This window comes from Micrococcus sp. EWR3.9.1, assembly GCF_052615555.1.
In genome coordinates, this window is the sequence record NZ_JBQXFD010000011.1 from 41,085 (window position 1) to 55,132 (window position 14,048).

Sequence of the window (14,048 nt, forward strand, 5' to 3'; positions counted from 1 at the left end):
GATCAGGCGCCCTGCTTCGCGATCGCGTCCTGGTACTGCTTCAGGGTCTCGTCGATCTGGGCGGTGTCGAGCTGCACCGGCACGCTCGTGCCGGAGGAGAGCTTCGCGGACTCATCCAGCACGGGCTGCTCGTGGTACAGGGCCGCGATCTTCTTGTAGGTCTCGTTGTCGCGGTCCTCGCGACGCACGGCGAAGCCGTTGACGTACGGCTTGGCGGAGTCGTCCTCGGGGTCGTCCTTGAACAGGGCGGTGTTCGTGTCGATGCCGGCGTCCGCCGAGAAGGTGTTGTTGATGACCGCGCCCTGCACGGACTCGAGCGCGTTCACGGTCTGCTGCGCGGCCACGGGCTGCACCGTCACGGTGGAGGCGGCCTCGTCGATGTCGCGGACCTCCGGACGGATGGTCTCATTGGACAGCTTCAACAGGCCGGCGGCGACGAGCACATTGATGGCACGGGCCTGATTCACGGTGTCGTTCGGGATGGCGACGGTGTCGCCCTTCTTGAACTCGGAGACGTCCGTGTACTTCTTGGAGTACAGGGGCAGCGGGATGATCTCGGTGGTCCCGATCATCGTCAGGTCCTTGCCGGAGGCCTGGTTGTAGTCGGCCAAGTAGGCGATGTGCTGGAACCAGTTCATGTCGATGTCGCCGTTGTCCAGCGCCGGGTTCGGCTGCGTGTACTCGGTGAAGTTGCGGATCTCGACGTCGATGCCGTGCTTCTCCTTCGCGAGCTTCACCAGGGCGCGGTGCGACTCGTTCTCGGACACGACGCCGATGCGCACGGTCTGGGCGCCGTCGTCGCTCTTCTCCTCGGCCTGCGAGTTGCAGGCGGTCAGGGCGAACGCGCCGACGGCGGCCAGGGACAGGCCGGCGAAGGAGCGGCGGGAGATGTTCGAGGGGGTCGTCATGGGGTTCTCCTTGGAGGACGGTGCGACGTCGCCGGCGCGGGTGGGCACGGCGGGTGCGGAACGGTGCGGGGTGGGCCGTGCGGTGGGTGATTCCCCGCGGGGCACAGCACGGCGGGCGGGGGGCGAGAGACGCCCCGAGCCGGAGGCCGGGATCCTTTCGAACGCTGCTCTTGCCCGTCCCCCAGTCACCGCGGGCTCCCCTCGAGGGGTCTGCACGCAGCGGAGGCAGGCCGCTTCTCGGTCCGTTGCCACCCGTGAACATGGGGTTGGCGAGCGGCTCGTCGTGGGACCACGTGGACCCGCCGAGGCGGGGTCCACAGCCGCTTCTCCTGAAGCTGGGCCCAAGCGTATCGCAGCGTGTGCGCTCCATCGGGCAGGGCGGTGACGCGCAGCGTCATACTGCGGGCCCGGGTGTCGACGTGTGATGCCCCCGCGAGACGACGACGGCCGGGCGCCTCCGCGGGGAGGCGACCGGCCGTCGTCGGGACGGGGCTCAGGCGGACGGGATCAGAAGTCCCAGTCCTCGTCCTCGGTGTTCTCGGCCTTGCCGATCACGTAGGAGGAGCCGGAGCCGGAGAAGAAGTCGTGGTTCTCATCCGAGTTCGGGGAGAGCGCGGAGAGGATGGCGGGGTTCACGTTCGTGGTCTCGGCCGGGAACATGGGCTCGTAGCCCAGGTTCATCAGCGCCTTGTTCGCGTTGTAGTGCAGGAACTTCTTCACGTCCTCGGCCAGGCCGACGGCGTCGTAGAGGTCATGGGTGTACTCGACTTCGTTCTCGTACAGCTCGAACAGCAGCTCGAAGGTGAACGCCTTGAGCTCCTCCCGCTTCTCCTCCGGCAGGGTCTCGATGCTCCGCTGGTACTTGTAGCCGATGTAGTACCCGTGCACGGCCTCGTCGCGGATGATCAGACGGATCAGGTCCGCGGTGTTGGTGAGGCGGGCGTGCGCGGAGAGGTACATGGGCCAGTAGAAGCCCGAGTAGAAGAGGAAGGACTCGAGCAGGGTGGAGGCGATCTTCTTCTTGTACGGGTCCTGGCCGTCATAGCGCTCCACGATCAGGCCGGCCTTGGCCTGCAGGTTCCGGTTCTCACGGGACCAGCGGAACGCCTCGTCGATCTCCGGGGTGGAGGCCAGCGTGGAGAAGATCGAGGAGTATGACTTCGCGTGCACCGACTCCATGAACGCGATGTTCGTGAGGACGGCCTCCTCGTGCGGGGTCATGGCGTCCGGGATGAGGGAGACGGCGCCCACGGTGCCCTGGATCGTGTCCAGCAGCGTCAGGCCCGTGAACACGCGCATGGAGAGCAGTCGCTCCTCGTCCGTGAGGTGGGACCAGGACTGGACGTCGTTGGACAGCGGCACCTTCTCCGGCAGCCAGAAGTTGTTGACGAGGCGGTTCCACACCTCCACGTCCTTCTCGTCCTGAATGCGGTTCCAGTTAATCGCCTCGACGAGGTGGGACTGCTGGGTCTCGGTCACGGCAGGGCACATCCTTCAGAAGAATTCGTTGAGAATCCGCGGATTCCGGGGGCTCTCGAGAGCACGGTCATCGGGGCGCGGGTCCCGGACAGTCTAGGCCCGCAGGTGCAGCGGCAGCCACTCGGGCAGGTCCGGGCTCACAACGTCGTGGGCCCGCCCCGTCCGTCCGTGCGCGCCGCCCCGCTTCGAGGCGGGAAATCGAGCGCACCCGCGCTCAGAAGCGCGGAATACGCGGGATTTCCCGCCTCGAAGGGTCGGCTGTCAGAGCATGCAGCTGACGCAGCCCTCGACCTCGGTGCCCTCCAGCGCGAGCTGGCGCAGGCGGATGTAGTAGATCGTCTTGATGCCCTTCGTCCACGCGTAGATCTGCGCGCGGTTCAGGTCACGGGTGGTGGCCGTGTCCTTGAAGAACAGCGTCAGGGACAGGCCCTGGTCCACGTGCTGCGTCGCCGCGGCGTACGTGTCGATGATCTTCTCGTAGCCGATCTCGTACGCGTCCTCGTAGTACTCGAGGTTCTCGTTGGTGAGGTACGGCGCCGGGTAGTACACGCGGCCGAGCTTGCCCTCCTTGCGGATCTCGATCTTCGAGGCCACCGGGTGGATCGAGGAGGTCGAGTTGTTGATGTACGAGATCGAGCCCGTCGGCGGGACGGCCTGCAGGTTGCGGTTGAAGATGCCGTGCTCCATGACGGAGGCCTTCAGCTCACGCCAGTCGTCCTGCGTGGGCAGGGCGATGCCGGCCTCGGCGAACAGCTCGGCGACGCGCTCGGTGGCGGGCGCCCACTCCTGGTCCGTGTACTTGTCGAAGAACTCCCCCGAGGCGTACTTCGAGTCCTCGAACCCGCCGAACCGCTGGCCGGTCTCGATGGCGATCCGGTTCGAGGCCCGCAGCGCGTGGAACAGCACCGCGTAGAAGTACATGTTCGTGAAGTCGATGCCCTCCTCCGAGCCGTAGTGGACGCGCTCGCGTGCCAGGTAGCCGTGGAGGTTCATCTGCCCCAGGCCGATGGCGTGGGAGGCCGCGTTGCCCTTGGCGATGGACGGCACCGACTGGATGTCGGACATGACCGACACGGCCGTCAGCGCACGGATCGCGGTCTCCACGGACCGGCCGAAGTCCGGCGAGTCCATGGTCTTGGCGATGTTCATCGAGCCGAGGTTGCAGGAGATGTCCTGGCCCACGTGGGCGTAGCTCAGGTCCTCGTTGTACTCGGAGGCCTCGGAGACCTGCAGGATCTCGGAGCACAGGTTGGACATGGTGATGCGGCCCTTGATCGGGTTCGCGGCGTTCACGGTGTCCTCGAACACGACGTACGGGTAGCCGGACTCGAACTGGATCTCGGCGATGGTCTGGAAGAACTCGCGCGCGTTGATCTTGGTCTTCTTGATCCGCGCGTCGTCGACCATCTCGTAGTACTTCTCGGTCACGGAGATCTCGGAGAACGGCACCCCGTAGACACGCTCGACGTCGTACGGCGAGAACAGGTACATGTCCTCGTTCTTCTTCGCCAGCTGGAACGTGATGTCCGGGATCACGACGCCGAGGGAGAGGGTCTTGATGCGGATCTTCTCGTCCGCGTTCTCGCGCTTGGTGTCGAGGAAGCGGTGGATGTCCGGGTGGTGCGCGTTGAGGTACACCGCGCCGGCGCCCTGACGCGCGCCGAGCTGGTTGGCGTAGGAGAAGGAGTCCTCGAGGAGCTTCATCACGGGGATGACGCCGGAGGACTGGTTCTCGATCTGCTTGATGGGCGCGCCGTGCTCGCGGATGTTGGTCAGCGAGAGGGCCACGCCACCGCCGCGCTTGGACAGCTGCAGGGCGGAGTTGATGCCGCGGGCGATCGACTCCATGTTGTCCTCGATGCGCAGCAGGAAGCAGGAGACGAGCTCGCCGCGCTGCTTCTTGCCCGAGTTGAGGAAGGTGGGGGTGGCCGGCTGGAAGCGGCCGGCGATCATCTCGTCCACCAGGTGGGTGGCCAGCTCCTGGTCGCCCCGGGCCAGGTGGAGGGCGACGACGGCGACGCGGTCCTCGTAGCGCTCGAGGTAGCGCTTGCCGTCGAAGGTCTTCAGGGCGTACGAGGTGTAGAACTTGAACGCGCCGAGGAATGTCGGGAAGCGGAACTTGGCCTTGTAGGCACGATCGAACAGGCCCCGGATGAACTCGAAGGGGTACTGCTCGAACGTCTCGGTCTCGTAGTAGTCGTTCTTCTGCAGGTAGTCGAGCTTCTCCTCCAGGTCGTGGAAGAACACCGTGTTGGTGTTGACGTGCTGCAGGAAGTACTGGCGCGCGGCCGCGTGGTCGGCCTCGAACTGGATGCGACCGTCGGCGCCGTAGAGGTTCAGCATGGCGTTGAGCTCGTGGTAGCCGAGGTTCTGCCACTCGGCGGGCATGTTCTTCGCCTGGCGGATGAGGTCCGCCTCGGTGGGTGCGGTGGTGGTCATGTCCACAGTCCTTCCAGGCCGCCGCGGACGCGTTCGACGTCGTCGGGCGTGCCCATCAGCTCGAATTTGTACATGAGGGGCACCTGGCACTTGCGGGAGATGATGTAGCCGGCCAGGCAGTAGCCCTCATGGAAGTTGGTGTTCCCGGACGCGATCACGCCCCGAATCCAGTGACGGTTCTCCGGGACGTTGAGGAACTTGATCACCTGCTTCGGGACCGCGCCCGGCCCGCTGCCCCCGCCGTAGGTGGGGGTCATCAGGACGTACGGGGCGGTGGCCCCGAGGGTGGGCTCCCGGGTGATCAACGGCAGTCGAGCCACCCGGTCCTCGGGCAGCTCGAGCTTCTCGACGAAGCGGTGCGTGTAGTTGGAGGCGGAGGAGAAGTAGATCAGTCCCGCGTCGGTGGGGACGAGCCCCTGCGCCTCGGCCGAGCGGATGTGGCTCGGGTCCGCGGCGACGGTCATGTCGGCTCCGGTCAGGCCACCGATGCCGCGGCGGACTCGGCGAGCTCGGCGATCTTGTCCGGGCGGAAGCCGGACCAGGAGTCGGTCTCGGTGACGACGACGGGGGCCTGCATGAAGCCGAGGGCACGGACGCGCTCGAGGGCGGCGGGGTCCTGGGACATGTCCACGACCTCGTAGGCGATGCCCTTCTTGTCCAGTGCACGGTAGGTGGCGTTGCACTGCACGCAGGCCGGCTTGGTGTACACGGTGACGGTCATGGCGATCCCTGTTCCTTCGTGGTCTCTGGTGGTCTGCGGGTGTCGGCGCGGCGCTCGCGAGGTGCATCGCGGGGCGTGCCGAACATCTGCGTCGATACTACATCTAGTGATCACGGCCGGGAACCATCCCTACATGTAGTAGTCACACCGCTGTAGTTACGTATCCCCACCCTCTGCCCATCCTGTCCACACCCTGCTGTGCGAGACGATCCGCGCGGACATGCGGGACACGCCGGGACCGAGGTCGACTGTCCACAGCCGGTGGAGATCTCGGGGCCGGGTTCCCACAGCCGGAAAGTCGGGTTTGCCACGTCCGCGAGCGGCGTGTCCGGCCCCCGCGGACCACTACATGTAGGAGCCCGCCGCCGGCCGGCGTCGGAATACCCCGTGACCACCGGGGGTTGCCCCGGCATGAGCACCTCCCCCACCGTCACCCGCAATGACGCCGAGTCCCGCTACGAGCTCCACGACGGCGGCACACTGCTCGCCGTCCTCGACTTCCGGGACAACGGCGCGGCCGTCTCCCTGAACCGCGCGTTCACCATCCCGGTGCACCGCGGCCGGGGCCACGCCGCCGCGCTGACCGCGGGCGCCGTCGAGGACATCGCGACGAACGGCGGCCCCGCAGGGGGCCGCCGCATCGTGCCGATGTGCTGGTACGTCGCCCAGTGGTTCGACGAGCACCCGGAGAAGAGCGCGCTGCTCGCGCCCCGCTGACCGGCGCGGTCAGGCCGCGACGCGGTGCCGGCGCACCACGGCCAGGACGCCCGCGGCCAGCACCGCGACGGCGACGGGCCACGCCGTCGGACCACGCCCGGTCTCGACCGCGTCCGGCACCGTGTGCTCGCCCTCGGCCGGCTCCGCGGGGGTCTCGGGATCCGCCGGCGAGGTGGGGGTGTCGGGATCGGCCGGCTGGCCCGGAGCCGGAGCGTCGTCGAACAGGCCGGCCACGGGGAAGGTCACGAACCCCGGGATCCGCCCGTTCTCCCAGTCGTAGAGGTCCACGCGGGGGTCGCCGAACCGCACGGTCACCGTCCGCGTCGTCGTGACGCCGTCCCTCGTGGCCCGCAGGGTGACGGTGTCGGATCCGGTGAAGCCCTCGGGCGCCTGGTACAGGTAGCCGCGCGGTCCGCCGGTCTCCTCCTCCGTCACCTCGACGACCCGACCCTCGGCCGGGCCCGCGACGAGCGTCAGCGGCGCCGCCTCATCGCCCGTGTTCGAGGAGATGAACACGTGTCGCTCCCCCGGCGCCGCGAGCAGGGTGGTGTCCCAGGCGGTGGGGAGCATGTGGAAGCCGAGCTCCTGACGCTGGTCGGCGCGCAGCGGCTCGCCCGGGTCAGCGTCGGTGAGGTCGGCGTCCGGACCGTAGGTGAGGGCGGCCACCTCGCCGCCCAGGACGTAGAGGGTGTAGACGACGGGACCGGTCCCCGACTCGCCCAGGCTCCGCCGGGCCGCGGCGACGTCGAAGTCACCGCGCTCCAACTCGTCGTCGTACGTGAACGGGACCTCGGTCTCGGCGCCGCGGGCCTCCCCCTCCAGCGCCGGAGCCACCGTCAGGCGGACGTCGGACTCGTCCACCTCGAACTCGGTGCCGAAGGAGGCACCGGTCTCACCCTCCGCGCTGGCCACGAGGAAGGATCCGCCGGGCAGGTCGTGCTCGGCGGTCCATCCAGCGGGGTGGGCGGGTGAGGCGAGGGCGGGGGTCGCCCCCAGGCCGGTGAGAAGGACGCCGGCGCCCAGGGCGGCGGCAAGGCGGGTCGGTCGGGCGGTGCGCATCGTGCTCCTCCAGGGGTGCGGTGCTGCGACGGGCCGAAGGGTTCTCCGGCTCGGACGCCCGAGGTCGACCGGATGCCGCACTCGCCGCGTCGGCACGAATCTACGCCGCGCGGACGTGAGGCGGGTCACCATCCGGTGACGAAGCGCTATCGACTCGGTCACGGCGACGCGCGATGCGGATCGGGCCGGCCGGCCGGTGTGTCAGCGGGATGCGCTGGGCGAGGGGCTCGCCCCGGAGGAGGGGCGCGGGGTGGCCTGCGCCGTGTCGGCCGGGCTGGGCGACGGGCTCGCCGATGCGGTGTCCCGCCCCCGCTGGTCCTCGGCATCCCGGCCCGACGCGCTGGCGGGGCCCGACGCGCTGGAGGAACTGGGCGAGCTCGACGACGGCAGCACCGGTTTCTGGGTGGCGCGGAAGTTGCGCACCCGCTGCAGCGGCTCCGGGACGAAGTCCGAGGGGACGGAGCCGCCGTCGGCGCCGGTGCCCTCGATCTTGATGGGGCCGGTGAACCCGGACGGTTCCGCCGTGCGCGCCCCGCTCGACCCGATCACGCCCATCTCCGCGAGCGTCTCGGCCAAACTCTCCAGCTCCTTGCGATGGCCCTCGACCACGCTGGAGGCCAGCTCCTTCGCCGCGTCGTCCGAGCCGTCCTCCGCCTCCGTGGCGGAGATCGTCAGCGCGCCCTGATAGAGGCGGCGCATCTGGAGCAGGTAGATCCGTCCTGCCTCCTCCGGCTCGGCGGCGGCCAGCACGTTCTTCTCCCGGTCGGACAGGAGTCCGGCGCGCAACTCGTCGCCCACGATCTGGGTCGGCTCCGCGTCCTCCGTGGACTCGGGCTGCGCAGACGGGGTCGACTCGGCACCCGCACCGCGCACGTCATCCGAGGGGACGCCCCAGCCCTCGAGCATCGACTCGAGCCGGCGCGCCCGCTCCTCGTGCTCGGACTTCATCCGTTCGGCGGTGGCCCGGATCTCCTGGTCCACGCCGTCCTTGCCCAGCACCTCATCGGACTGCTGGATCGCGTCGCGGTGGTTGCGCAGCAGCAGACCCGCGAACTGGATGTCCGCCGCGAGCGGGTCGGCGGACGTCTGGCTGGGGCTGGCCAGCACGCCCTCCAGGTAGGTGTTCCCCGCCTCCGTGCCACCGGTCTGTCCGGGCTCCTCGGCGACGCTGCAGCCGCCGGTGGCCAGGGTGATGCTCAGGAGCGCCCCTCCGACGGCCACGCTCCAGCGGCGGGGGCGCACGCGGGCGGGGGCGATGTCGGCTCGGCTCATGGGCGCAGGTCCTCTCGGCGGTCGTCACCCGGTCACGGGGTCAAGGGCGGTCCGACGCGGTCGGCCGCCCCGGCCTCCCCAGGGTACCCCTCCGGCCTCCCGGCCCCGGGGTCGCCGCGGCCTCAGGCGACGCGGGTGGCCTGCACCACCCAGTTGTTGAAGGCGTTCCCGGCCATCCCGGTGCCCGGCACGAGGTCGCACGTGATCAGCGTGACCTTTGCGTCATCGCCCCCGGGCTCCCAGGCCCAGCGGTTCGCCGGATCCTGGGTGAGCGCCTCCTTCTCCACCGAGACCGCGTCCGAGTCCGCCTCGAAGGCGGCCTGCGTGCCGTCGTCGTATGTCACCACGACGACGGCACCCGCGCGCACGTCGCCCAGGTTCCAGAACACGTCCCGCACGCCGTGGTAGACGACGTGCCCGGCCAGGACCCCCGCGTACCGGGACCGCTCCCCCGGCGTGGTGCCCCACTGCGGCGGGCCGTACCAGCCGACCGTCTGTGGCTCCGGGTCCAGGTCGCCGCCCTCGTCCAACTGCGTGAGGTCGATCCCCGCTCCGACGATCTGCTCGCCGTCCTGGTGGACGTCCACGTGCACGGGCGTCGCCGTGACCTCGTCCCACGGGGCGGCGGGGCCGGAGAGGTGGGCGGCCGCGGCGGGGGTCGGCTCCTCGGACGGTGCCGGCTCCTCGGACGGCGTGGGCTCCGCCGATGTGGGCGTGCCGGCGGGTTCCTGGGTCTCGATGGGAACCGCCGCCTCCCGCGTGGTTGCCGCAGAGGACGGGCTCACGGACGCCGTGGCGCTGAGGGTGGGGGCAGCGCTGATCGGCACGGCGCCGACCGCCAGCACCCCGCGCAGCGCGAGGAACACGAGGCTCAGGCACAGCAGCAACAGGACCACCCACAGGGCGCGTCGGACGGTGGTGTTCATCCGGGTTCTCCCCTCGTGTGCATCGACGCGGCCCGCCCGGGGCCGCGTCCGACGACGGCATGGTCTCACGCGCTCCGGCCTCAGCGCGGCGCGTCATCCCCGGGCTCGGCATAGCGGTCCCGGACGAAGGCCTGCAGCCGACGGGCGATCTTCTCCAGCGTCGCGGTGGCGAAGTGGTCCTCCCGCCACGCCGCGTGCAGTCGCACCGCGAGCGCCCGCCCCTGCGCGATGACCCGCACCGGCGTCAACCCGAAGGCCGGGTCCTCGGTGACGACGGCGACGCCCGCCCCCGTCGCGACCAGGGCCTGGGCCACCCGCCCGGAGTTCGCCTCGACGAGGGCCGGCGGCGTGAGGCCCGCCACGGCCACGGCGCCGTCGAGGACGCGCCGCGCCATGAAGGTGCGGGCGGGTGCGACGACCGGCTGGGCCACGAGGTCGTCGAGGGACACCCGCGTCCGGCCCGCCCAGGGGTGGCCCGGGGCGACGTACGCCCAGACCGGCAGGTCCATCAGCGGCAGCGACGCGACGGAGGGCGGCGGCACCGTCGGCATCACCACGAGGTCGTGCCGCGCGACGGCGTCGAGCAGCGAGTCGTCCAGCTGGGTCTCCGCGACGCGCGGGCGCGGGTCCTCCTCCCCGAAGGTGGCCACGAACGGCAGCACGACGTCGATGAGGGTGGTGCCCGGTGCGGCCACGGCCACGTCCGTGAGCCGACCGGAGGCGAGCGTGCGGGCCGCCTGCTCCGCCCGGCGATGGGCGACGAGGACCTCGCGCGCCACCGGGAGGAACGCCTCGCCGGCCGTCGTCAGCTCGAGCCGGCCGCCGACCCGGGCGAACAGTGGCAGGCGCAGCTCACGCTGAAGCCGCTGCAGCTGCCGACTGAGCGCGGACTGCACGAGATCCAGGCGGATCGCGGCCCCCGAGACCGTGCCGACCTCGGCCACCGTGACGAAGGCCCTGAGCAGTTTCTCCTCCATGCCGGATGAGCATAGCCGCCATGCCAGATCATCACTGGACGGCATGGACCCGACGCCCCACCATGGGAGGACGCGGCCCGACGCGTCGTCGTCGTGCCCACCCGTCGTCCCCGCTCCCCGTGAGCCGTTCCCAGGAGGCATCCCCATGACCGCCACCCCCGACCTCGAGCAGACCCGCCACCTGGCCACCGAGCTGCCCGGCCCTCGCTCCCGTGAGCTCGCCGAGCGCCAGAAGGGCGCCGTCCCAGCCGGCGTGGCCACCACGATGCCGGTGTACGCGGCCCGCGCCGCGGGCGGCATCCTTGAGGACGTGGACGGCAACCGCCTGATCGACCTGGCCTCCGGCATCGCCGTCACCTCCGTGGGCGCCTCCCACCCGCGCGTCGTGGCCGCCGTCCAGGAGCAGGTCGCGCAGTTCACCCACACCTCGTTCATGATCACCCCCTACGAGGGCTACGTGGCCGTGGCCGAGCAGCTGGACCGCACCTGCCCGATCCCCGGCGAGACCCGCACCGCCCTGTTCAACTCCGGCGCCGAGGCCGTGGAGAACGCCGTCAAGGTGGCCCGCGCCTACACCGGCAGGCAGGCCGTGGCCGCGTTCGACCACGCCTATCACGGCCGCACCACCCTGACGATGGCGCTGACCGCCAAGTCCATGCCCTACAAGCACAGCTTCGGACCGTTCGCCCCCGAGGTCTACCGCGTGCCCGGCTCCTACCCGCTGCGGGACGGCCTGTCCGGCGCCGAGGCCGCGCAGCGCGCCATCTCCGCGCTGGAGAAGCAGATCGGTGCCGACAACCTGGCCGCCGTGATCATGGAGCCGATCCAGGGCGAGGGCGGCTTCATCGTCCCGGCCGAGGGCTTCCTGCCGGCCGTGGTCGAGTGGTGCAAGGCCAACGACGTCCTGTTCATCGCGGACGAGGTCCAGTCCGGCATCGCCCGCACCGGCGCCTGGTTCGCCTCCGAGACCGAGGGCATCGAGCCGGACCTGATGGCGACCGCCAAGGGCATCGCCGGCGGCATGCCGCTCTCCGGCGTCACCGGCCGCGCCGAGGTGATGGACTCCGTGCACCCGGGCGGCCTCGGGGGCACCTACGGCGGCAACCCCGTCGCCACGGCGGCGGCGCTCGCCGTGTTCGAGGCCGTCGAGGAGGACGGTCTCCTGGAGAAGGCCCGCCGGATCGAGCAGGTCATCCGCGAGCACTTCGCGCAGAACGCCGACGACCGCATCGCCGAGGTCCGCGGCCGCGGCGCGATGATGGCGATCGAGTTCGTGGACCCCGCCACCGGCGAGCCGGACGCGACGCTGACCGCCACCGTGGCCGCGGCCGTGCGCGCCGCCGGCGTCATCCTGCTCACCTGCGGCACCTACGGCAACGTCGTACGCTTCCTGCCGCCGCTGACCATCGGTGAAGACCTCCTCAAGGAGGGCCTGAGCGAGGTCACGAACGCGCTGCAGTCCGCCTGAGCCCCCGCCACCGGCGGACCGACGACGACGGCCCCGCATCCCTGCCCGGGATGCGGGGCCGTCCGCCTGTCGGCGGAGGACTCAGATGTCGTCCTCGTACGCGGGGCCGCCTTCGTTCTCCATGGCCTCGATGCGCCGGGACTTCTCGGCGGTGAAGATCCGGCGGACCCCCGTGCCGCCGAACTCGTCCTCCGGGACCAGCCCGACGCCGTACTTCAGCAGGGCCTTCTCCAGACGCAGACGCTCGTCCACCCGCAGGTCGGCCAGCCCCTTCTCGAAGCGGCGCAGCTGCTCCTTCTCGAGACCGGCCGCGGTGGCCAGGGTGCGGACACTGACCTGGGCGAGAGCGCGGCCGGCGCGCGCCACGTCGAAGGTAATCGGGGTGGGGTACATCAGACATTCTCGATTCTGCAGTTCTCGACGGGGATCCGGTCCATGATGGCCACGCCCCGGATGAAGGGACAAGGGCGCGCCAGCCGAGAACCCGCTGTGTGACAGGCGCGTCACTGACGGAGACGGCCCCGGCCGACGATCGGGGAGAATATGGCGGTCATCACTTCCCCACCCCCCGAGAAAGGGGGCTCCATGAGCCACGTGACCTCCTCCCCGCCCGCGACAGGGCCGGGTCTCAAGAAGACCCTCTCGTCGCTCGACGCCTACGCCATGGGCTTCGGCGCCATGATCGGCTTCGGCTGGGTCGTCCTCGTGGGCGGCTGGCTCAAGGACGCCGGCACCATGGGCTCGATCATCGCGATCGTCTCCGGCGGCCTGATCATGACCGTCGTCGCGCTGGTGTACGCCGAGCTCGTCGCAGCGATCCCGAAGGCCGGCGGCGAGCATCACTACCTGCTGCGTGGCATGGGCGCGCGGTGGAGCTTCCTCGGTTCGTGGGGCATCACGGGCGGCTACATCTCGATCGTCGCGTTCGAGGCCGTCGCCCTCCCCCGCACCGCCGCGTACATCTGGCCCGAGATCGAGTCGATCCCGCTGTGGAACGCCTTCGGCTCGGACGTCTACCTCGTCTGGGCGCTGGTCGGCGCCGGGGCCGCCGTGGTCATCACCTGGATCAACTACATCGGCGTCAAACTGGCCGGCATCGTGCAGACGATCGTCGTCGCCACGCTGCTCGTCATCGGCGCTCTCCTGGTGTTCGGGGCCGGAACGGGTGGCTCCGTCGCGAACTTCGAGCCCCTCTTCACGGACGCCCGGGGCCTCTTCACGGTGATGGTCGTCGTGCCGTTCCTCTTCGTGGGCTTCGACGTCATCCCGCAGTCGGCCGAGGAGCTCAACATGCCCCCTCGCCGCATGGGCGTGATGATCATCGTCTCGGTGGCCGCCGCGACCCTCTGGTACATCATGGTGATCCTGACGAACGCGTCCTCGATGCCCCGTGAGCAGCTCGTGAACTCCGACCTCGTGACGGCTGACGCCATGGCGGCCCTGTTCCACAGCCCGGCCATGGCCAACGTGCTGCTCGTGGGCGGCATGGCCGGCATCCTCACCTCCTGGATCGCCCTGCTCATGGGCGCGGCTCGCCTGCTCTACGCGATGGGCGTCTCGGGCATGCTGCCCCGCTGGTTCGGACACATCCACCCGAAGTACCGGACCCCGTCGAACGCGGTGCTGTTCATCGGCGTGCTCTCCATCGCGGCGCCGTTCTTCGGCGCGGGCGCCCTGGGCTGGTTCGTCGACTCCGGATCCCCGTCCATCGTGTTCACCTACATGATGGTCTGCGTCGTGTTCCTGCTCCTGCGCCGCCGCGAGCCGGAGATGGACCGCCCCTTCCGCGCGGGCGGCGCGACCGCCGGGCGAGTGCTGGGCGTGACCGGTGTGATCCTCACTGCGGGGCTGCTCAGCCTCTACATTCCGGGGATGCCCGCCTCCATCGCCCCGATGGCCTATGCCTTCTTCGGCCTGTGGTGGCTGCTCGGCTTCGTTTTCCTGTTCCGCATCCCGCGCGGGATCACCCCGGGCGAGGACGCAGAGGAGCGTCTGCTGGAACGTCTGGCGCGTCGCTGACCCACTGCTCCCGCCTCGCCGGGGGACGCGGACGGGCCCGCCTCCGGTCACCGGAGGCGGGCC

Annotated in this window: 13 protein-coding genes; 3 read left to right on the forward strand and 10 right to left on the reverse strand. The window is 70.2% G+C overall.

Annotated features, from left to right (window positions below):
• Positions 1-2: 2 nt before the first annotated feature.
• From ACUJ8O_RS08155 to nrdH, 5 genes are all read right to left on the reverse strand, one after another.
• Positions 3-908: a MetQ/NlpA family ABC transporter substrate-binding protein gene (locus tag ACUJ8O_RS08155; protein ID WP_073115374.1), complete on the reverse strand. Its 906-nt coding sequence runs from the start codon at positions 906-908 to the stop codon at positions 3-5.
• Positions 909-1,415: 507 nt separating this feature from the next.
• The gene (nrdF, locus tag ACUJ8O_RS08160; RefSeq protein ID WP_205810588.1) at positions 1,416-2,399 is read right to left on the reverse strand and encodes a class 1b ribonucleoside-diphosphate reductase subunit beta; all 984 of its coding nucleotides are present in this window, start codon (positions 2,397-2,399) and stop codon (positions 1,416-1,418) included.
• A gap of 249 nt (positions 2,400-2,648) precedes the next feature.
• On the reverse strand, positions 2,649-4,775 hold the full coding sequence (gene nrdE / locus ACUJ8O_RS08165) for a class 1b ribonucleoside-diphosphate reductase subunit alpha (RefSeq protein ID WP_180537555.1): 2,127 nt from the start codon (positions 4,773-4,775) through the stop codon (positions 2,649-2,651).
• A 47-nt stretch (positions 4,776-4,822) separates the two neighbouring features.
• On the reverse strand, positions 4,823-5,290 hold the full coding sequence (gene nrdI, locus ACUJ8O_RS08170) for a class Ib ribonucleoside-diphosphate reductase assembly flavoprotein NrdI (protein ID WP_004167610.1): 468 nt from the start codon (positions 5,288-5,290) through the stop codon (positions 4,823-4,825).
• 11 nt (positions 5,291-5,301) lie between these two features.
• Positions 5,302-5,547 carry a glutaredoxin-like protein NrdH gene (gene nrdH / locus ACUJ8O_RS08175; RefSeq protein WP_036313172.1) on the reverse strand — a complete coding sequence of 82 codons (246 nt, stop codon included), beginning with the start codon at positions 5,545-5,547 and terminating at the stop codon, positions 5,302-5,304.
• 411 nt (positions 5,548-5,958) lie between these two features.
• On the opposite strand from nrdH, the gene ACUJ8O_RS08180 reads away from it, so the two are divergent.
• Positions 5,959-6,264, forward strand: coding sequence for a GNAT family N-acetyltransferase (locus tag ACUJ8O_RS08180; protein WP_036338933.1), 306 nt, complete (start codon positions 5,959-5,961; stop codon positions 6,262-6,264).
• A gap of 9 nt (positions 6,265-6,273) precedes the next feature.
• Here the strand turns inward: ACUJ8O_RS08180 and ACUJ8O_RS08185 are convergent, their stop codons facing one another.
• From ACUJ8O_RS08185 to ACUJ8O_RS08200, 4 genes are all read right to left on the reverse strand, one after another.
• Complete coding sequence (locus tag ACUJ8O_RS08185; RefSeq protein ID WP_445373300.1) at positions 6,274-7,323, reverse strand: hypothetical protein; 1,050 nt, start codon at positions 7,321-7,323, stop codon at positions 6,274-6,276.
• Between the two features lie 201 nt (positions 7,324-7,524).
• A complete protein-coding gene (locus ACUJ8O_RS08190) occupies positions 7,525-8,595 on the reverse strand; it encodes a DUF305 domain-containing protein (RefSeq protein WP_041103016.1) in 1,071 nt (356 codons plus the stop codon).
• Positions 8,596-8,717: 122 nt separating this feature from the next.
• Positions 8,718-9,521, reverse strand: a complete 804-nt coding sequence (locus ACUJ8O_RS08195) for a sortase domain-containing protein (protein ID WP_445373301.1) — start codon at positions 9,519-9,521, stop codon at positions 8,718-8,720.
• Positions 9,522-9,601: 80 nt separating this feature from the next.
• On the reverse strand, positions 9,602-10,498 hold the full coding sequence (locus ACUJ8O_RS08200) for a LysR family transcriptional regulator (protein WP_144819745.1): 897 nt from the start codon (positions 10,496-10,498) through the stop codon (positions 9,602-9,604).
• Positions 10,499-10,643: 145 nt separating this feature from the next.
• Between ACUJ8O_RS08200 and gabT the strand changes: the two genes are divergently transcribed.
• Positions 10,644-11,966, forward strand: a complete 1,323-nt coding sequence (gabT, locus tag ACUJ8O_RS08205; RefSeq protein WP_445373302.1) for a 4-aminobutyrate--2-oxoglutarate transaminase — start codon at positions 10,644-10,646, stop codon at positions 11,964-11,966.
• A gap of 81 nt (positions 11,967-12,047) precedes the next feature.
• Here the strand turns inward: gabT and ACUJ8O_RS08210 are convergent, their stop codons facing one another.
• Positions 12,048-12,359 carry a hypothetical protein gene (locus ACUJ8O_RS08210; RefSeq protein ID WP_036340936.1) on the reverse strand — a complete coding sequence of 104 codons (312 nt, stop codon included), beginning with the start codon at positions 12,357-12,359 and terminating at the stop codon, positions 12,048-12,050.
• A gap of 192 nt (positions 12,360-12,551) precedes the next feature.
• Here ACUJ8O_RS08210 and ACUJ8O_RS08215 point away from each other — a divergent pair, with 192 nt between their 5' ends.
• Complete coding sequence (locus ACUJ8O_RS08215) at positions 12,552-13,985, forward strand: APC family permease (RefSeq protein ID WP_073115388.1); 1,434 nt, start codon at positions 12,552-12,554, stop codon at positions 13,983-13,985.
• Positions 13,986-14,048: the final 63 nt, after the last annotated feature.